Annotated in this window: 19 protein-coding genes and 1 pseudogene; 14 read left to right on the forward strand and 6 right to left on the reverse strand. The window is 58.9% G+C overall.

Annotation, left to right across the window (positions count from 1 at the left end):
• Window positions 1–652 precede the first annotated feature (652 nt).
• The 7 genes from dapB (at window position 653) to HMPREF3056_RS03610 (ending at window position 10,490) form a co-directional block, all read left to right on the forward strand.
• A complete protein-coding gene (gene dapB, locus HMPREF3056_RS03580; protein WP_049157587.1) occupies window positions 653–1,399 on the forward strand; it encodes a 4-hydroxy-tetrahydrodipicolinate reductase in 747 nt (248 codons plus the stop codon).
• A complete protein-coding gene (gene thyX / locus HMPREF3056_RS03585; RefSeq protein WP_070754114.1) occupies window positions 1,399–2,148 on the forward strand; it encodes an FAD-dependent thymidylate synthase in 750 nt (249 codons plus the stop codon). The genes dapB and thyX overlap by 1 nt, the downstream gene beginning before the upstream one ends.
• A gap of 70 nt (window positions 2,149–2,218) precedes the next feature.
• The gene (gene dapA / locus HMPREF3056_RS03590; protein WP_070754115.1) at window positions 2,219–3,127 is read left to right on the forward strand and encodes a 4-hydroxy-tetrahydrodipicolinate synthase; all 909 of its coding nucleotides are present in this window, start codon (window positions 2,219–2,221) and stop codon (window positions 3,125–3,127) included.
• Window positions 3,128–3,129: 2 nt separating this feature from the next.
• Window positions 3,130–5,202 carry a ribonuclease J gene (locus HMPREF3056_RS03595; RefSeq protein ID WP_083317775.1) on the forward strand — a complete coding sequence of 691 codons (2,073 nt, stop codon included), beginning with the start codon at window positions 3,130–3,132 and terminating at the stop codon, window positions 5,200–5,202.
• 55 nt (window positions 5,203–5,257) lie between these two features.
• Window positions 5,258–5,884: a TIGR03085 family metal-binding protein gene (locus HMPREF3056_RS03600; RefSeq protein WP_371441523.1), complete on the forward strand. Its 627-nt coding sequence runs from the start codon at window positions 5,258–5,260 to the stop codon at window positions 5,882–5,884.
• Between the two features lie 77 nt (window positions 5,885–5,961).
• Window positions 5,962–9,192 carry a DNA translocase FtsK 4TM domain-containing protein gene (locus HMPREF3056_RS03605; protein WP_070516845.1) on the forward strand — a complete coding sequence of 1,077 codons (3,231 nt, stop codon included), beginning with the start codon at window positions 5,962–5,964 and terminating at the stop codon, window positions 9,190–9,192.
• Window positions 9,193–9,371: 179 nt separating this feature from the next.
• Window positions 9,372–10,490 (forward strand): TerC family protein, encoded by a 1,119-nt coding sequence (locus HMPREF3056_RS03610; RefSeq protein WP_070513055.1) that lies wholly within the window; start codon window positions 9,372–9,374, stop codon window positions 10,488–10,490.
• A gap of 17 nt (window positions 10,491–10,507) precedes the next feature.
• Here HMPREF3056_RS03610 and HMPREF3056_RS03615 read toward each other — a convergent pair whose 3' ends face one another.
• The gene (locus HMPREF3056_RS03615; protein WP_010190299.1) at window positions 10,508–10,798 is read right to left on the reverse strand and encodes a YciI family protein; all 291 of its coding nucleotides are present in this window, start codon (window positions 10,796–10,798) and stop codon (window positions 10,508–10,510) included.
• Between the two features lie 47 nt (window positions 10,799–10,845).
• Between HMPREF3056_RS03615 and pgsA the strand changes: the two genes are divergently transcribed.
• From pgsA to HMPREF3056_RS03635, 4 genes are all read left to right on the forward strand, one after another.
• Window positions 10,846–11,436 carry a CDP-diacylglycerol--glycerol-3-phosphate 3-phosphatidyltransferase gene (gene pgsA / locus HMPREF3056_RS03620; protein WP_198531099.1) on the forward strand — a complete coding sequence of 197 codons (591 nt, stop codon included), beginning with the start codon at window positions 10,846–10,848 and terminating at the stop codon, window positions 11,434–11,436.
• Complete coding sequence (locus HMPREF3056_RS03625; RefSeq protein ID WP_049157575.1) at window positions 11,433–11,918, forward strand: nicotinamide-nucleotide amidohydrolase family protein; 486 nt, start codon at window positions 11,433–11,435, stop codon at window positions 11,916–11,918. The genes pgsA and HMPREF3056_RS03625 overlap by 4 nt, the downstream gene beginning before the upstream one ends.
• A gap of 45 nt (window positions 11,919–11,963) precedes the next feature.
• Window positions 11,964–12,311, forward strand: a complete 348-nt coding sequence (locus HMPREF3056_RS03630) for a helix-turn-helix domain-containing protein (protein WP_049157573.1) — start codon at window positions 11,964–11,966, stop codon at window positions 12,309–12,311.
• A 106-nt stretch (window positions 12,312–12,417) separates the two neighbouring features.
• Window positions 12,418–13,254, forward strand: coding sequence for a PspA/IM30 family protein (locus HMPREF3056_RS03635; RefSeq protein WP_070516847.1), 837 nt, complete (start codon window positions 12,418–12,420; stop codon window positions 13,252–13,254).
• A 3-nt stretch (window positions 13,255–13,257) separates the two neighbouring features.
• Here the strand turns inward: HMPREF3056_RS03635 and HMPREF3056_RS03640 are convergent, their stop codons facing one another.
• Genes HMPREF3056_RS03640 through HMPREF3056_RS03650 form a run of 3 tightly spaced genes read right to left on the reverse strand, consistent with a single transcriptional unit; the run spans window position 13,258 to window position 15,147 of the window.
• On the reverse strand, window positions 13,258–13,872 hold the full coding sequence (locus HMPREF3056_RS03640) for an energy-coupling factor transporter transmembrane component T family protein (RefSeq protein ID WP_070516849.1): 615 nt from the start codon (window positions 13,870–13,872) through the stop codon (window positions 13,258–13,260).
• Window positions 13,873–13,876: 4 nt separating this feature from the next.
• Entirely contained in the window at window positions 13,877–14,569 is a 693-nt protein-coding gene (locus HMPREF3056_RS03645) for an energy-coupling factor ABC transporter ATP-binding protein (protein WP_070516851.1), read from the reverse strand.
• Between the two features lie 5 nt (window positions 14,570–14,574).
• Entirely contained in the window at window positions 14,575–15,147 is a 573-nt protein-coding gene (locus HMPREF3056_RS03650) for a biotin transporter BioY (protein ID WP_070516853.1), read from the reverse strand.
• 111 nt (window positions 15,148–15,258) lie between these two features.
• Between HMPREF3056_RS03650 and HMPREF3056_RS03655 the strand changes: the two genes are divergently transcribed.
• The 3 genes from HMPREF3056_RS03655 (at window position 15,259) to recX (ending at window position 17,762) form a co-directional block, all read left to right on the forward strand.
• Entirely contained in the window at window positions 15,259–15,768 is a 510-nt protein-coding gene (locus HMPREF3056_RS03655; RefSeq protein WP_141759837.1) for a hypothetical protein, read from the forward strand.
• Between the two features lie 257 nt (window positions 15,769–16,025).
• Complete coding sequence (gene recA, locus HMPREF3056_RS03660; protein ID WP_046649357.1) at window positions 16,026–17,159, forward strand: recombinase RecA; 1,134 nt, start codon at window positions 16,026–16,028, stop codon at window positions 17,157–17,159.
• Between the two features lie 9 nt (window positions 17,160–17,168).
• Window positions 17,169–17,762 carry a recombination regulator RecX gene (gene recX / locus HMPREF3056_RS03665; RefSeq protein ID WP_070754118.1) on the forward strand — a complete coding sequence of 198 codons (594 nt, stop codon included), beginning with the start codon at window positions 17,169–17,171 and terminating at the stop codon, window positions 17,760–17,762.
• A gap of 6 nt (window positions 17,763–17,768) precedes the next feature.
• On the opposite strand, the gene HMPREF3056_RS03670 is transcribed toward recX, so the two are convergent.
• Both HMPREF3056_RS03670 and HMPREF3056_RS03675 read right to left on the reverse strand, forming a co-directional pair.
• Entirely contained in the window at window positions 17,769–18,707 is a 939-nt protein-coding gene (locus tag HMPREF3056_RS03670; protein WP_070754119.1) for an amino acid ABC transporter permease, read from the reverse strand.
• Window positions 18,707–18,967, reverse strand: a pseudogene (locus HMPREF3056_RS03675) (hypothetical protein); the annotation flags it as partial. The gene HMPREF3056_RS03670 and the pseudogene HMPREF3056_RS03675, both read right to left, overlap by 1 nt.

Genomic DNA, 18,967 nt, shown 5'->3' on the forward strand with positions numbered 1-18,967 from the left:
CCGCTACGCACCCCAAAACCGGAAGAGCCGATAAAGGAAATGTTGTCGGGGATTTCAAGCCTCCTCGCTTTAGCGCGGGTGGAACCCTGGCACACACGCTTTTGGTTATGGATTCAGCTCTATCCTGGTCAATTTATGCGCACACGGTCGTAAGCGAGCGAGTGATAAAGGCCCAGGACCGGTAAGCATCTCAGTAAAGGAAACCACCACCCGGTAGATGCTATCGATAGGTAAAAGGCGGATGCTAGGTGCTGTTAATATCCGGATTTTTTTATCCCTACCGGACTGAAGCGTCCTGATGCTAAAGAAGGCGTCCGGCAGGATGGTGGTGCTCATTGGCGTATCCCCCGAGAAAATAGTGTTAGAAGAAGTGTTCTACAACTAATCCTAGTGCCGGCACAAACCAAGGTCTATAGCCTGCGGGGATAAACTTCACAAACCAAGAAGCATGGGGGTGTTGAGTAATGCTTTAGGTTGTGTGTTCGACACTTGCCGAGCTGGGGGTATAGGTTTTACTCATACACAACAACGGGGGTAGGTGAATGGTGCAGGCGAGGGGAGTTAGCGCCGCGTGCCCCGTTCTGAGCCCTGGATGTCGACAGGGATAGACTGGTCGTGGCTAACAGAACGAACATAGATGAAGGGATTGTGAATGACTATCAAGGTGGGTGTCCTCGGCGCTAAGGGCCGCGTGGGACAAGCAATCGTGGAGGGCGTCAACGCTGCAGAGGATCTGGAGCTTGTTGCTGAAATCGATCGCGATACTCCGCTTGAGAAGCTAGTCGAAGCTGGCGCGCAGGTAGCCGTTGACTTCACCCAGCCTGCTTCCGTTATGGGCAACCTTGAATTCTGTACTCAGCATGGCATTCACGCCGTCGTGGGGACCACGGGCTTCGACGCCGAGCGTCTGGCGCAAGTGGAGGAATGGACAAAGGGAGACGGTGCGGGCCACGTGTTGATCGCTCCGAACTTTGCTATTTCGGCTGTGCTGACCATGGTCTTCGCGGCACAAGCTGCAAAATTCTTCGACAGCGCTGAGGTGGTTGAGTATCACCACCCGAACAAGCTCGATGCGCCGTCCGGCACCGCGGTTCATACCGCACAGGGCATTGCGAAGGCTCGCAAAGAGGCTGGATTGGATGCAATGCCGGACAAGACCGAGCAGTCCCTCGACGGAGCGCGCGGCGCGGATGTTGACAGCGTCCATGTTCACGCAGTCCGCATGCAAGGAATGGTGGCGCATGAAGAAGTTATCTTCGGTACCCAGGGCCAGTCGCTGACGATCCGTCAAGATTCTTATGACCGTTCCTCTTTCACTCCAGGCGTGCTCATGGGTGTGCGGGAAATTGAGTCTCATCCAGGGCTGACCGTGGGCCTGGAAAAGTACTTGGAGCTGTAATGGCTAAGGTCACTGAGCTTGATGTCCAGCTCATCGCGGCCACTTCTTTCCACGCGCCGCAGGGAGTGGACTGGGAGGTGGACGGGGAGGCGTCGGAAAGCGAGGCTCTTGTCGAGTTCGCTGGGCGAGCTTGTTACGAGTCCTTCGATAAGCCGAACCCACGAACTGCTTCGAACCAGGCTTATCTGCATCACATCCTCGAGGTTGGGCATGATGCGCTGCTCGAGCACGCAACCGCGACGCTGTATATCCGTGGCTTGTCGCGTTCGGCAACACACGAGCTAGTTCGGCACCGACATTTCTCTTTTTCGCAACTCTCGCAGCGCTTTGTTCATTCTGAAGAGGCTGAAGTGGTGCTGCCGAAACTCATTGCGGAGGATGAACAACTTACCCGATTGACTCTGCAGGCAGCCGATGATGCGCGTTTCGTCTACGAAGAGCTTCTCGATGCTCTTGAATCGAAGCTCGAGCAGGAACCGAATGCATTGCTGCGCAAGAAGCAGGCACGCCAGGCCGCCCGTGCAGTGCTACCCAACCTGACGGAGTCTCGCATCGTCGTGACCGGCAACTACCGGGCGTGGCGTCACTTTATCGGCGCGCGGGCGACGGAACAGGCGGATACGGAGATGCGGCAGCTAGCGGTGGCATGTCTGAAGCTGTTGAGGAAGCAATCGCCGGTGCTTTTCGACGATTTCAATATCACCACCCTGAGCGATGGCACCGAAATGGCGTCGAGTCCTTACGCCTAAGGAGAAATTTAAGACTCGCGCAACGCCCCGATTCAGCTAATAAGGTGCAAAGCGGGTAATCTTGACGCCTATGAGCACAGGTATGACAGCACAGACAGGCGTCGACACTTTCGGACGCGTGGGCGTAGCGATGGTCACCCCGTTTGACCAGGACGGTGCGCTGGACGTGTCTGCAGGGCGTCGCCTAGCAGCTCATCTTGTTGATAACGGCGTCGACTCGCTCATCCTCTCGGGTACTACGGGTGAGTCACCTACGACGTCGTTGGATGAAAAGCTGGAGCTGTTTGCGGCTGTGAAGGAAGAGGTAGGGGACCGAGCCACCCTCTGTGCTGGTGCGGGAACCAACAACACCGCTACCAGCATCGAGGCGGCACGCGCCTTTGCTGATGCAGGTGCGGATAGCCTTTTGGTTGTTACCCCGTACTACTCCAAGCCCTCCCAGGCTGGTGTGTACGCGCACTTCACTGCCGTGGCTAACGCCGTGGATCTTCCGATTTGTCTGTACGACATTCCTGGCCGCTCGGGCATCCCGATCGAAACGGAGACGATTCTCCGTCTCGCGGACGTGCCGAACATTCAGGCCGTCAAGGACGCTAAAAGCGACCTTGTTGCGGCCGCACCGCTTATCCAGGAGACCGGTTTGGCATGGTACTCCGGGGATGATGGCCTCAACCTGCCCTGGCTTGCCCTTGGCGCATCGGGTGTCATTTCCGTGATTGGCCACCTTGCACCGCGCGCCCTGGCTGATCTCTACGTGGCCTTCGAAGAAGGCGATATCGCACGTGCACGAGAGATTAACGCGAAAACTTTAACCCCGCTCATCCAGGCGCAAAGCCGTCTGGGCGGAGCAACTCTTGTTAAGGCTGCCCTGCGTCTGCAGGGTATTGAAGTAGGGGACCCTCGCCTTCCGGTATCCGCGGCTGACGCGGAGGAGGTTGAGGCTCTCCGCCACGATTTGGAGAAGGCTGGAGTCCTTTAAGAATGACTGAATCCCGTAACCGTTCCCGCAAGGTAACCCGCAAGGCGGGTCCGCCTGCGGAGACTGAGACCGCCTCGAATGAGGCGGCTTCGCCGGTTTTCCAAGCACCGAATGAATCGGCTGCATCCGGCAATAATTCGAACGAGTCTAATAACTCGAATAACTCGAATTCTGAGGACGGCAACCGTCGTTCCCGTTCTCGTGGTTCCCGTGGCGGCCGTGGTCGCGGTCGCGGCGGCAACAACAACCACAACAACGGTGGCCGCAACAACAATCGCAACCGTAATAACAACCGTGGCCGCCGCAACGTTCCCAAGTCCATGCAGGGCGCGGATCTGACGAAGCGTCTGCCGGAGCCGCCGAAGCAGCAGAAGGATTCGCTGCGTATTTATGCCCTGGGCGGTATTTCTGAGATCGGTCGTAACATGACCGTCTTCGAGTACCAGGACGAGATGCTCATCATCGACTGTGGCGTGCTCTTCCCGTCCTCCGGTGAGCCTGGCGTTGACCTGATCCTGCCGGACTTTGGCCCGATCGAGAAGAAGATTCACAAGGTCAAGGCTCTCGTTGTAACCCACGCTCACGAGGACCACATTGGTGCTATCCCGTGGCTGCTGAAGCTGCGCCCGGATATTCCAATCGTGGCATCGCGCTTTACCATCGCGCTGATTGCGGCGAAGTGTAAGGAGCACCGCCAGAAGCCGAAGTTCGTTGAGGTCAACGAGAAGTCGGATGTGAACTACGGTTCGTTCCGCTGCCGTTTTTGGGCAGTTAACCACTCCGTTCCGGATGCACTGGGCATCATGCTGGGCACCCCGGCTGGCAATATCATCCACACCGGTGACATCAAGCTGGACCAGACCCCGCTGGATAACCGTCCGACCGACCTTCCGGCGCTATCTCGCTACGGTGATGAGGGCGTCGACCTGATGCTCTGCGAATCCACCAACGCGAACATCCCGGGTGTTTCCGCATCCGAGGGAGATATCCCGGCTACCTTCCGCCGCCTGGTGTCCAATGCTAAGCAGCGCGTCATCATCGCAACCTTCGCGTCCAACGTGTACCGTGTACAGGCAGCTATCGACGCCGCCGTTTATGCTGGCCGCAAGGTTGCCTTCAACGGCCGCTCGATGATGCGCAACATGGAAATCGCCGAGAAGATGGGCTTCCTGAAGGTTCCGCGCGGAACCATCATCTCGATCGACGAGGCTGCCAAGATGGCACCGCACAAGGTCTTGCTCATCACCACCGGTACCCAGGGCGAGCCAATGGCTGCGTTGTCACGCATGGCACGCCGTGAGCACCGTCAGATCACCGTCCGCGACGGCGACCTCATCATCTTCTCCTCGTCCCTGATTCCGGGCAACGAAGAGGCCGTTTACGGTGTCATGAACATGCTCTCCCAGATTGGTGCTGAAGTTATCACCAACAAGGAAGCCAAGGTTCACGCCTCCGGCCACGGCTACGGCGGCGAGCTGCTCTTCCTGTACAACGCTGCGCGTCCGAAGAACGTTATGCCGGTCCACGGCGAGTGGCGTCACCTGCGTGCAAACAAGGAACTGGCAGTCTCCACTGGCGTTGACCGCGACCGCGTGGTTCTGGCACAGAACGGCGTTGTCGTTGATCTGCGCAACGGCCGTGCAGAGGTTGTTGGCCAGATTACCGTGGGTAACCTCTACGTCGATGGCGTCTCCATGGGTGACGTCGACGCAGATACCCTGGCAGACCGCACCAACCTCGGCTCTGGCGGCGTCGTTTCCATCACCTGTGTGATTGATAACCGCACGTCCCGGCTGCTTGAGCATCCGGCTGTATCCACCACTGGTTTCTCTGACGATGACCGCGGCATCGTGCCGGAGGTTGCCAAGTTGGTTGAGTCCACGATGAACGATCTCGCCGCTGAGGGCGAGAACGATACCTACCGCATGGTGCAGAAGCTGCGCCGCAAGGTATCCAAGCTCATGGATTCCAAGTACAAGCGCGAGCCGGTCATTCTGCCGACCATCGTGCCGACGAACTCGGATGTCCTGATGCCTGACGACGATGAAGTTCACGCCTCCCGTGAATCGCTCTAACGTCTAGGTAGACAGTGCCCCAGCGTTCCTGCTTCTGGTAGGTATGCTGGGGCGCATGTCGTTTTCCTCAGCAGAACGCGCCAAGATGGTGGCGTTATTCCGTGAACTTGGTCCCGATGCTCCAACGTTGTGCGAAGGGTGGACGGCCCGCGACCTCGTGTCGCACCTCTGGATCCGCGAAAACCGGCCCGACGTCGTCATCAGTTCTTTTGTTCCAGCGCTGACTTCCCATGCGGACAGCATCATGGAGGAAGTCCGTGCGCGAGATTTTGAGGAACTGGTGGATGACTGGGGTAGGGGATTGGGAAAGCTCAACCCTCTGCGCTACGTGGATTCAGTGCTCAACACCGCAGAGCATTTTGTGCACCACGAAGACCTACGCCGGGCCAATGCGCACAGCGAACCGCGTGATTTCTCGCTAGCGGTGCAGAAGGAGTTGCTCGCACCGCTAGAGTTTCTCGGGTTAAGGCTGTTGGCGCACTCTCGCCTCCCGGTAGTGCTGGAGCCGGCTGGGTTTGCGCCACTCGTCGCGGCGGATAAACATCGTGTGGCAGCGAAGGGGGACAACGTGGTGCGGGTCCGTGGGGCAGTTTCCGAGTTGCTCCTATGGGCGTTCGGCCGCGAGGCGGCTCGCGTTGAGATTGACGGGGATTCATCCGCCGTCGTTAGGTCAAGTCTGTAGGCTGAACTGTCTAAAATCTTCAGTGCACGCGTGTGGCGCATGTTGTTAATGGTGTGTTTGCTACTAAAGTGGCAGGCATGTCTGTCAAGAACGCTCCGTCTCGCGCCTCCGGCCGAGGTCGCACCGCCAATCGGTCGCGGCCGTCCGGCCGCACAAGCTATTCGCTGACCTCCGCAACCCGCGCTGCCGAGACCTCCGAAGAGAGGACCGGCAGCGCCTTTCGCGCCGTTGGCCGAGGACTGGGAACCGTTTTTGGCGCTACCGCCCGAGGCGTGGGAAGCATGGCGCGAGGGGTCGGGCACGGCCTTGCCGGTCTCAAGCCGGTAGATGCGGGGAGTCGAGATGACGACCTCTATGACTCCGCCTACGATGCTGCTCATGACGAGGGTGCCTACGATGATTACGACGAGTTGAGGGAGCCAGGGGAAATTTCTGGACGCGCGAAGAACAAGAAAAAGAGCAACAAGGCCGATAGCGCTGTTCCGGCAAAGAGCAAGGTAACGCGAGCACGCGACGTCGACAGTGAGATGCCGACGACGGTCATGGGGCGTCCAGCTCACACTGAGAAGAGCATCCGCGTCTCCAATCCAGATGCGGTGGCTCTTGTGCTTATCGGCGTGGCCATCATCCTTGCTTGCGCGACGTGGTTCCAGGTGGCCGGCATTATCGGTGAGTACCTCACCAACGCTGTGCGCTATGTGATTGGCGCGGGCGCCTATGTTCTTCCCGTTGCGCTGGTCGCCGTCGCCATTGCGCTCATGATGGATCTGTCCGGTCCGGCGGGCCATTTCAAGCCACGAGTGGTGGGCGGCACGGCCCTCATCGTCGTGTGCATGCTGAGCCTCATTCACATCTTTGCCGGTCTTCCGAAGCTGACCTGGAATAACAACGCCGCCGGGGAGGCAGGCGGTGCCATCGGCTTTGGAGTCGGCGAGCTGCTGGTGGCGGCCTTTTCTAGTTATGTCGCGGTGCCTTTGCTTTTCTTGCTCATTGTGTATGGGGCACTCAATATCACGGGCATCACCCTGCGTGAAGCATATGATTTTGTGGCCGCGCAATGTGCGGCGCTCGTCGGCGGCCTGCGTGACAGGAAGAATCGTTCAGATCAGGAGCTGCTTGACGACGCCCCCGCGGACGACTACGACTACGTCAGCGATGACATCGACGCCATCGCCGAGGGGCGTGAGCGTCCTGTGCGCCCGGCATACACTTCGCGACCGCGCCCGAAGCAGACACCGAAGCCGATGCCAAAGCAGATTCTGGATGACAATGCCACCGTCTCTTTCGACTCGGCAGCTCAGCCAGTAAGCCAGGAGCCCGTACAGCACGGCCGCCCGAGCTTTGATAGCCGCGCGGATGATACCGACGAGTTCCCCGTCGTACCGGATCCTGAGCCAGCCCCGCAGCCAACTCCGCAACCGGAGCAGAAAGTCGAACCAAAGCCAGAGCCCAAGCCAACACCGATGAAGCGTCCCCGCGTGGACGTCGGCGGTGCCGCCGGTGCAGCACTGGGAGCGGCGGCTGCCGAGGCGTCGGCAAGCGCAGCGTCGGCTGGCTCAGCGGGAGAGGACGTGGTCTCCGCCGCTCATTCCGAGGCAGTGCGCATGTTCCAGGAACGATCCGGACGTGATGCGCGAACGGGTGCCAAGATTGAGGATGAAGCCCAGAGCGTAGCCGAAGAAGCACCCGCAGCCCCGAGTGGTGCGGAAGACACTGCCCTGGGCGGCGGCTACGATGTGCCGACGACGGACCTGCTCACCGCCGGCAAACCTGCGAAGGCACGCACGGAGGCTAACGATCGCATCATCGAGGCCATCACCGAGGTCTTCGAGGAGTTCAAAGTCGATGCCCAGGTCACCGGTTTTAGCCGTGGTCCGACAGTCACGCGCTATGAGATCGAGCTGGGCCCTGGCGTCAAGGTCTCGAAGATTACGAACCTGCAGTCCAACCTGGCCTACGCCGTCGCGACGGATAACTTGCGCCTGCTCACCCCGATTCCAGGCAAGTCCGCAGTCGGCATTGAGGTGCCCAATGCGGACCGAGAGATGGTGCGTCTGCGCGACGTCCTGGATTCCCCGGCACTGCGTGCCGACCATGACCCCATGCTGATTGGCTTGGGCAAGGATATCGAAGGCGAGTACACCTCCTTCTCCGTGAAGAAGATGCCGCACCTGCTCGTGGCCGGCGCAACCGGTTCGGGTAAATCGGCGTTCGTGAACTCCATGCTGGTCTCGCTGTTGACCCGCGCGACTCCGGAAGACGTCCGCCTCATCCTCGTCGACCCGAAGATGGTGGAGCTCACCCCGTACGAAGGTATCCCGCACCTCATCACCCCCATCATCACGCAGCCGAAGAAGGCTGCGGCGGCCCTGCAGTGGCTGGTGGAGGAGATGGAGCAGCGCTACATGGACATGCAGGCTGCCCGCGTGCGCAAGATCGAGGACTTCAACCGGAAGGTCCGCAGTGGCGAATACCAGGCTCCTGCCGGCTCCCAACGAGAGATGCGCCCGTACCCGTACATCGTGTGCGTCGTGGATGAGCTCGCGGACCTCATGATGACGGCGCCGAAGGAAATTGAGGACTCCATCGTTCGCATTACTCAAAAGGCACGTGCGGCCGGTATCCACTTGGTGCTGGCAACGCAGCGCCCGTCCGTGGACGTTGTGACCGGTCTTATTAAGACCAACGTTCCTTCTCGTCTGGCTTTTGCGACGTCCTCGCTTACGGACTCTCGAGTCATCCTGGATCAGGGTGGAGCCGAGAAGCTCATCGGTATGGGCGATGGCCTCTTCATCCCGCAGGGCGGCCGCCCGGTGCGTATGCAGGGTGCGTTCGTCTCCGACGAGGAGGTGCAGGCGGTTGTCGACGCCGCGAAGGCACAGGGCTCGCCGAACTACACGGAAGGCGTGACGGACGATAAGGCCTCGGAGGCGAAGAAGGAGATCGACGAGGAGATCGGCAAGGATATGGACGATCTCTTGGAGGCCGTCGACCTTGTGGTCACCTCCCAGTTGGGCTCGACGTCGATGCTCCAGCGCAAGCTGCGCATCGGCTTTGCCAAGGCCGGTCGACTCATGGACCTCATGGAGTCGCGCGGTGTTGTCGGGCCTTCCGAAGGCTCCAAGGCACGTGAGGTTCTGGTCAAGCCGGAGGAGCTCGACACTATCATCTGGATGATCAAGGGCGCTGACCCAGCAGAGGCCCCGAAGGAGGTCCAAGACGCCGAAGGTGCCGGCGGGGTAGACGACGCTGAAGCCGATACCCGCACCGTTGAAATCTCCGCTAACCCCTCCACAGGTGCGTTCTAAGTTCCGTGTAGGATAGGACGAGTCTTGGAGGGGAGTACCCCAATCCACGGCGTCGATCGTCAACACGGCAACTGCGGTACAGTTCCCGGTCGCGTCGGCTAGCGAGGCTGTGACATCGGCTTGCTAGCGGGGGAGACCTCCGGTCTTTATTGTCGTGTCGACCGGAGGGATAACTCATTATGCATGTGCCACTATGGGTCTGGGCCATCACCATCGCGGTGATCCTAGGCTTCTTCATCTTCGACTTCTACAGTCATGTTCGTTCACCACATGAGCCGACCATTAAGGAATCCGGCGGCTGGACCCTGTTTTACATGGCGATGGCCGTTGTCTTTGGCGGAGTTGTGTGGGTGCTGTGGGACAGCGAACACGCGGCACAGTTCTACACCGGTTGGGTGACGGAACAGGCTTTGAGCGTGGATAACCTATTCGTGTTCTCGCTCATCATGGGCTCCTTCAAGATTCCCCGCAGGTATCAGCAGAAGGTATTGCTCATCGGTATCGTCCTAGCGCTGGTTTTCCGCCTTGTCTTCATCTTGATGGGCGCGGCCATTATTGCGGCATGGTCGGATGTCTTCTACCTGTTTGCCATCTTCCTTATTTACACCGCAGTCAAGCTGCTCATCGATGAGATCAACGGGACGCCCGAGACCGACCCCAACGACATGCTGGTAGTCAAGTGGCTGCGCAAAGTGATCCATGTGACCCCGCGCTACCACGGTGACAAGCTCACCCACCGTGAGGAATCCGGTGAGAAGAAGGGCAAATTCGCCCTGACGCCGCTTTTCGTTGCTTTGGCGGCTATCGGGCTGATCGACGTCATGTTTGCCTTCGACTCCATCCCAGCTATCTACGGCATTACCTCGGAGCCTTTCCTCGTCTTCACCACCAATGCCTTCGCTCTCATGGGGCTGCGCCAAATGTTCTTCCTCATTGATGGCCTGTTGGACCGCCTGGTCTACCTGCCTTATGGCCTGGGTATCATCTTGCTGTTCATCGGTGTCAAGTTGCTCTTCCACGCTTTGCATGAGAACAACGTGCCCTTCATCAACGGCGGCGAGAATGTCAGTGCGGTACCGGAAATTACGACCATGGTGTCGCTGCTGGTCATCGTTGGCGTCCTCTTCGTGACGGTGTTGTTGTCGGTGTGGAAGGACAAACGCGACCAAGCCCAGGGTGGTGTGGTGATTTCCCACAACCACTACGACTGGGACGATTATGGCAACAAGATCGTTCGCAACAAGGAGGGCGAGCTCGTCGGCAAGGCGGACGAACTTCCCAAGTCCGAGCTGCCTTAAACTCGGGCCGCGGGGATTTAGAAGGAATTAATAACGGGATTCCACTCGCGGAAAGCGCGCCCAGTGACAGCGCCTTCGGTGTAGAAGGGATCCTGGTCCATGAGGGCGATGACATCGGCCACCTTTACGGACTCATCCTCAAATTGCAGGACGATGAGCGCCCCGCCCTTGGAATCGGTGTAGGGGCCAGAGCCACAGATCTGGCCCTTGTCGTGGAGTGCGCCGATGAATTCGCGGTGCTTCGGGCGAACCTCAGCAATAACCGGGTTAGATGGATTGTATTCATAGGAAACTGCGAAATACTTCATACCGACCATGGTAGTGCTCGCTCGAGTGGCAGGGAGGCCACGGTAGGATGAAGAGCGTGAATGATTCTCAGGCTGCGCGCAACCAATCTCGAACCACGGATGTAAACCCCGAGGTCTCCAATTGGAACCTGCCCAACATCCTGACTAGTTTGCGCATCCTCTTTATCCCCCTGTTTGCCTGGCTGGTGCTCGCCGGCCATGAATGGTGGGCTTTCCTCTGCTTCGCGCTCTTGATGCTCACGGATAAGTTGGATGGCGATATTGCACGCGCGCGGGGACTCATCACTAACTTTGGCAAGATTGCGGACCCGATCGCGGATAAAGCCCTGATGACCGCGGCCCTCGTGTGCCTCAATATCACCGGGGCTTTGCCGGTGTGGATCACCGTGCTGATTCTGTTTCGCGAATTCGGCATTACGATTTGGCGCTTCTTCTTGCTGCGTCAAGGGAAGGTGGTGCCGGCTTCCCAAGGCGGAAAGCTCAAGACAGCGTTGCAGACTGTGGCGGTGGCGTTGTATCTTTGTCCGCTGCCAGGGTGGATGGACCTTCCGAGCCTCCTCGTTATGTTGGCCGCCGCCTTCGTTACCGTCCTGACCGGCATCCAGTACCTCATTGATGGCCATAGGGAGAACCAATGAGCATCGAGGCGCAACTAGTATCCACGCTCAGCGAACGCGGTGAAACTGTGGCGTTCTGTGAGTCCCTTACTGCTGGTCTAGCCGCTGCGACTGTGGCGTGCATCCCGGGAGCCTCGGCGGTGCTGCGGGGTGGGCTGGTGACGTATGCGACAGAGGTCAAGGCTCATTTTCTCAACACCACCGTGGAAGAACTTGAGGAGCAAGGCGTGGTGTCTGCTGCGACTGCTGCGCAGATGGCTGAGGCGGCGGTCGTTGAAACGCGTGCAGATTGGGGGGTAGGGCTGACTGGTGTAGCCGGGCCGGACCTCCAGGAAGGCAAACCCGCGGGCACGGTGTACGTGGGGTTATGCGGGAGGGGTGGCGGGGGCGTCGCCAAGCGCGGCGTCCTTTATGAGCTTCCTGCTGAGGGGCGCAACGCGATTCGTTTCGCTGCCATTGAGGCGGCATTGAGTCTTCTCCTATCAACTCTTGAAGAAAATTAGTTGATTGTGGGAACAAGTACGACTGCTGAGCCGTTGTACGGGGTGATGAACACTTCAGTTGCACTACTCGATAAACCCACCCAGTCCCCGGCGCGGTCGACGCGGACTCCTGAACCGCTGCTGCGTGAGGCCCTCGGATTAACGCTTCGCGCCTTCCGCGCGGATAAAGGCGTGACCCTCCGCGAACTCGCCGGTGTGGCGCGTGTTTCCCCGGGATATCTTTCGGAGCTGGAGCGTGGCCGCAAGGAGGTTTCCTCCGAGCTGCTGGCCTCTGTCTGCCATGCACTCGATGTCAGCGTCTCCGATGTCCTCATTGAGGCGGCCGGCTACATGGCGTTGCCGTCGATGGATGAGGAGCTCGCATCCACCGCACCCGCTGCATCGGAACTATAGAACCGCAACGGAATACTGTCTGCTTCGCTACTATTAGGCAGGCAGGAAATATTCTTGTTACACACCTTATTGACACAACGAACTGCTGAGAAAGGCACCTCCTGTTATGGCGAACCCATTCGTAAAAGCCTGGAAGTACTTGATGGCTCTCTTTGATTCCAAGATCGAGGAGAACGCCGACCCGAAGGTTCAGATTGAGCAGGCAATCGAGGAGGCGCAGCGCCAGCACCAGGAGCTGTCACAGCAGGCCGCTGCGGTCATTGGTAATCAGCGCCAGCTGGAGATGCAGCTGAACCGTCGTTTGAGTGAGATTGAAAAGCTGCAGCAGAATACCCGTAACGCCCTGAGCCTTGCGGACAAGGCCCGTGCCGAAGGCGATGCACAGAAGGCGACCGAGTACGAAAACGCGGCTGAAGCCTTCGCTGCCCAGCTGGTTACCGCTGAGCAGTCTGTTGAGGACACTAAGAAGCTCCACGATCAGGCTCTACAGCAGGCGGAGCAGGCCAAGAAGGCCGTTGAACGCAACGGCATGGCGCTTCGTGAGAAGGTCAACGAGCGCTCCAAGCTGCTGTCGCAGCTCGAGCAGGCCAAGATGCAGGAGAAGGTCTCCGAGTCCCTCAACTCGATGAACGAGCTCTCCGCAAACGGTAACTCGCCTTCCCTGGATGCTGTGCGTGACAAGATTGAGCGCCGCTACTCCAAGGCCCTGGGCCAGGCAGAGCTCGCCGAGAACTCAGTGTCTAACCGCATGCAGGAGATCGAGCAGGCTGGCGTGCAACTGGCTGGCCACTCCCGTCTCGAGCAGATCCGCGCGGAGATGAATAACCCGAAGGCAGTGGAGGGAAACTCCCAGCAGGCAATCGGTTCGGCAGAGGCTAAGGGTCAGCCGAACGTGCAGGAGGATGCCGTCCAGGCTCGCCTACGCGAGTTGCGCGGAGAATAAGGTTTAGTCGCCGACGCCGCGGGCTTGAAGCGCCTCACCCATCGCGCGTGCTCGGCGGATTGAGCGAATGATAACCGGGGTGCCAAAAGCGGTCAGTGATGCCGTGGCACCCCGGGCTTTTCGTGCATCAAGCACCTCGACCACGGTCCCCAGCATGAGGGGGAGCAAACGAATTGTCAGGGACATCGCCAGCGTGATGTTCTCAACCGGAACCCCGAGGCGCCCCAGTGGCGCGAGGGCCCGATCGAGGGAGTCCATCATCTCCGACACCTTCGTTGTCAGCGTCAGCAGCACCGCCGCGCTGATGGCTGCGTAGATGGTGAGAAACATGATCGCGGCCGACAGCAAATCCTTCTGCCACCACTGAAAAGCTGCGAGCGCAACGAGGAGGTAGAGCGGAGGAACAAGCTGTCCGAGTGCGACGCGAAACGGGATGCGGGCGACGGGAAAGAGCACTAGTGGGAGGAAGAGGCTGGCCGACGCCCAAGGAAGCGTGTGCACGGCGAGCGAGGTCACGAGGATGAAGCCGATGAGCACGAGGAATTTCACCGCGGCCGGTATGCGATGAATGATGGTATCGGCGTCGACGTAGTAGCCGAGGGGGATGTTTTTAGGCATGACTCTAGAGCGGGCGGGATTTCATGAGTTCGGTGTAGAAGGAAATGACCTTGTCGGGAGATCCGTCGGCTACGACGTGGTGGTTATCGATGCACAGAACGCGATCGAAATCAGAGACAAAGTCAAGGTCATGGGTAACCACGATGAGTTGCTGTTCGAGCTGCGCAAATTCGCGGCGAATGCGATCGCGGTTGCGCAGATCTAGCAAGGTCGTGGGTTCGTCAGCGATGATGACGGTGGGTTCCATGACAAGCACTGCCGCCAACGCGAGGAGCTGCTTCTGCCCGCCGGAGAGAGTGTGCGGGGACTGCTCAGCTAGCGGCGTCAGGCCGAAGCGCTCGAGAACGGCGTCGACGCGTGCGGTGCGCTCCTCACGAGACAGCTTGAGCCGGCGAAGGGAGAATTCCACGTCATCGCGCACGTGCGGCATGACGATCTGGTTCTCCGCATCAGAAAACACGAAGCCCACCTGGCGGCGAATCTCCTTGCCGTGCTTGGCGACGTCCACGTTATCCACCAAGACCTCACCACGTGAAGGTTCACCAAGACCGTTGATGAGCCGGACGAGAGTGGATTTCCCGCCACCATTGGCACCGATGATGCCGATGCGCTGTTCGTTTAATGAGAGAGAAATATCCTTGAGCACCGGTGTTTCGTCGAAGGTGACGGAAACGTTGCGGAAGTCAATCTGCGGCACTGGTGCTACTTTGCCTTGGTGCGGCGACCCATCAGGTCGGGGAATGCTGCGTGGACACCGACGGCGATGACAACCATCACGGCGACCTTAATGAGATCGGGGATGACGAACGGGCCCTGAGCCACGGCGGCCGCCCCGAAGGACATGTCAGAGCGGACCATCAGGCCAACAATGCCGCACAAGTACTGCACGGCCAGGCCGACGACGCCGGCGATGGCGAGGACTACCGTCATGCCTCCTTTGCTTCTCGGCGCGCGGTAGGCGATGAGGCCGGCGATGGCGGGTGAGACGACGTAGCCGACAAGGTAGCCCACGGTGGGGCCGGCAATGGCGCTCAGGGCACTGCGGCCGCCGGCAAGGATGGGAAGGCCGACGAGGCCGAGAGCTATGAAGAGTAGACCGACGAAAAAGCCACGGCGGCCACCAAGGACGAGGCCAGCCAGGATGATGACGGCGTTTTGAAGAACGATGGGCACGCCCACGGTAGGCGTAGGGATAGAGACGAACGCAAAGACTATGATGAGCGCGGTGAAGACCGCGACGTACGCGATATCAGTCGCGACGGAATTCTTTTTCATGGGCCAAAGTTTATCTAGTAGCTTAATGATGCAGCAAATAGGCACTTTTGAACAGTGTTCAAGCACGGCTTTTAGGCCTTGAAACTACCCCGAACGGGGTAATCTAGAGGCATGGCAAATAGAAAGAAGATGGAGCATGTCTTAGGGCTTGCTCGTGTCAGTGTGGTAGCGCTTCTTTCCGGTATCGCGCTGGGGAGCGTGGCTGGATGTTCGTTGATAGGTTCCGCGAATGTCATCGAAAATATCGAAGAAGCGGCCGGGGTGGAGGAAGGGGAGTCTGGCAGCGTCGACATGCGCGTCGGCGACATCTTCGATTCCGAATATCACCGCGTGATCTTTATCTGTCCTGGGGCTGTCGAGGAGGATGTCATAAACGCTAGTGGGGGAACCTGGCAGGGCGGTACCGACGAGGATGATGAATGGGTGCCGCCAAGCTCGGGGAGTGTTGAGATTTATCGGGATGCGCAGGGGCGTGGAGCGTCGAAGTATGTGAGCAGCAGGGCCTCTCTTGATGAGCTGGATGTCTGTAGCGCGCTGGGCGGGGTAGTTGCCGTACTGCCTGCCGATGAGCAGGTGTCTTTCGTCCGTACAGAGCACGGCGGTCCGTGGAAACTTCACTAGGCGGCGAGGCGTTGGATTAGGTCTCAGACACGCGCGTTGCTCGAATGGGCAATCGAACACTTGTGTGTGTATTGTGGGTTGTGGTCTGGTGGAAACGTTAGGGTACTTTCGTGGCATGTGATGGAACCGGGACGATGCCGGAAACACAATGCGACGGGCCTGGGAACCGAAGTTGCTTCATGGCAGTCTAACTAGGTGCCCCCATTTAATGACATACAGCACTGCACACTAACTGACGCACGATAGTGAGGAAATAAATGGCTACGAAGAAGAAGTCCTCGGCGGCTAGCAAGGGCGATGATCGTCAGAAAGCCCTCGATGCCGCAATGGCGATGATTGAGAAGGATTTTGGCAAAGGAGCCGTCATGCGTCTTGGTGACGATGACCGCCCGCCAATCCAGGCCATTTCCTCCGGGAATACGGCCATCGACATTGCGCTGGGCGTCGGTGGCTTCCCGCGCGGTCGCATCGTAGAGATTTATGGACCTGAATCCTCGGGTAAAACCACCGTTGCTCTGCACGCCATCGCATCGGCGCAGAAGAACGGCGGCATCGCGGCGTTTATCGATGCGGAGCACGCGCTCGATCCTGAGTACGCGCGTCTGCTTGGCGTGGACACGGATAACCTCTTGGTTTCCCAGCCGGATACCGGTGAGCAGGCTCTGGAAATCGCAGATATGCTCGTGCGCTCTGGCGCCATCGACATCATCGTGATTGACTCCGTAGCCGCCTTGACGCCCAAGGCGGAAATTGAGGGTGAGATGGGAGATAGCCACGTTGGCCTCCAAGCCCGTCTCATGTCCCAAGCGCTGCGCAAGATGACGGGTGCTCTGTACAACTCCGGGACTACCGCCATCTTCATCAACCAGCTGCGTGAAAAGATCGGCGTGATGTTTGGCTCACCGGAAACGACCACGGGTGGTAAGGCGCTGAAGTTCTATGCCTCTGTGCGCTGCGATATCCGCCGAATCCAAACCTTGAAGGACGGCCAGGATGCCATCGGTAACCGCACCAAGCTCAAGGTGGTGAAGAACAAGGTGTCCCCGCCGTTCAAGATCGCTGAGTTCGACATCATGTACGGAGAAGGCATTTCGCGCGAGTCTTCCATCATTGACTTGGGTGTCGAACACGGGTTCATTAAGAAATCTGGCTCGTGGTTTACCTACGAAGGCGATCAGCTGGGACAGGGCAAGGAAAAGGCCCGCAACTTCCTCAAGGACAACCCCGATCTGGCGGATGAGATTGAGAAGAAGATCTTCGTCAAGCTCGGCGTGGGTGCTGCCGCAGCCGAAGCTGGTGAGGACGTCGCCATGGATGTGCCGGGTGCAGACGATCCGCTGACGGATGAGGCTGTGGATCTGGTACCGAACGTCGATTTCGACGACGACTAAACAGGCGCAATGGCACAACCTTCACCAGAGAAGCTAGAGAAGCTACGTCAAGCTCTCGAGTCCTATGAATCGGGGGACGCGGGTGGCCAGCTTGTTGATGCGAATGCTGAAGCAGCGAAGGCGCCCGTGCGCTCCCGAGCATTAGGCTTGCTAGATCAACGTGCACGTTCCCGCAAGGAACTGCGTGACCGGCTTGTCGCGGCGGACTTTGAGCCCGATGTGGTCGAGGACGTGGTCGATGACCTTGCAGGGGTGGGGCTCGTTGATGATGAAACCTTCGCCAAGGAGTGGGTGCGGCAGCGCCACGCGCGGCGCGGTAAGTCGGCCCGTGCCCTCAATGTGGAACTCAAGGAGAAGAGTGTTGAGGCCGCCGATCGCGCAGCGGCCCTAGAGCAGATTACCGAGGAATCTGAGGAGGCCGTAGCGCGCCGCGTAGCGGAGAAGAAGGCGCGAACCTTGAAGAGTGTTCCCGCCGACCGCCATGAGAGGGACAAGTTCCTGCGTCGCATTGTAGGAACACTCGCGCGGCGCGGCTATCGCCAGGAGCTGGTGATGCGTATTTCCATCGACGTGCTGGATGCGCGCATCGCCGAGCTCTCCTAGCTGTTTCTATTCGTCCGGGTTGCGGATTTCTGTATAGCTTTCTGAGTGCCAATCAACGTTGACCTGGTCTTTGGTGTCCAAGCCTTGGTCTGGTTGCTCCGGAACTTTAGCGATGATGTTCCGGCGCGCACGGCCCGCTCGAAGCTGACGTTCGATGCGTTCGGCCAGGAGGCCCAGCCCCCAGTTGATGAGGATCATGATGATCGCAACGACGATGAGCGAGGCCAGGTAATTCTTGTTGTAGGACGCCGATTGGATACCGGAGCGCACCACCTCGACATAGCCAATCTGGTAGCCCAACGCAGAGTCCTTGAGCGCAATAACCATCTGGGCGATGAGGGCCGGAAGCATTGCGGCTACTGCTTGCGGGAGCAGGATGGTACGCATCGTTTGCCCATGCGACAGCCCCAGCGCGCGGGCGGCTTCAGTTTGCCCCTTGGGCAGCGACTTGATTCCGGAGCGCAGAATCTCTGCGACGACAGAGCCGTTGTAGAGGGTCAACGCGAAGACCACGGCGCTAAACGCCAGCTGTTTCGACGGAACTACGTTATAGATGGCGAAAAGCTGGTAGGCAAAAATCATGAGCAGCAGGACGGGGATGGCGCGGAAGAATTCCACGACCACACCACACACGCCACGTACGATGACGTTCTCGCTCAATCGGCCGAGGCCGAAGACGACGCCGAACACGATGGCCAAGATGATGGATGCTACGGCGGAAAGGATCGTTCCGCGCAGGCCAGGGAGCAGGTACGTGGTCCACGTTTGGCTGTTAAGAAAAGGGGTCCATAACGCGGAGTCGAGTTGCCCGCGCTCACCCAATGTAGACAGCACCCAATACAGTGCAGCTAGCGAGAGAACGACGGTGATGACGGTATAGATGAGGTTGCGCCGCTCGCCCTTGGGGCCGGGGGCGTCATAAAGCACGGTTGCGCGTACAGCCATTATTTCTTCACCGCCACAGTTTCGGAGAGTTTGCCCAGGCCTAAGCCCATGGGCAAGGTCAGGATGATGAAGCCCAGCGCGAAGATAAAGAAAATGACAAAGAGCTGGCTCGCATGCATCTCAATGGTGGATTTCATCAGTAGGGAAGCTTCCGCCACACCGATTGCGGAGGCGATCGTGGTGTTCTTGGTCAACGCGATGAGCGTATTTCCCAGGGGGACGATTGCCGCATGTTGCGACCGGCTATTTGGTAGCAGTGT

The organism is Corynebacterium sp. HMSC056F09, from assembly GCF_001815785.1.
Taxonomy (GTDB): Bacteria; Actinomycetota; Actinomycetes; order Mycobacteriales; family Mycobacteriaceae; genus Corynebacterium; species Corynebacterium hiratae.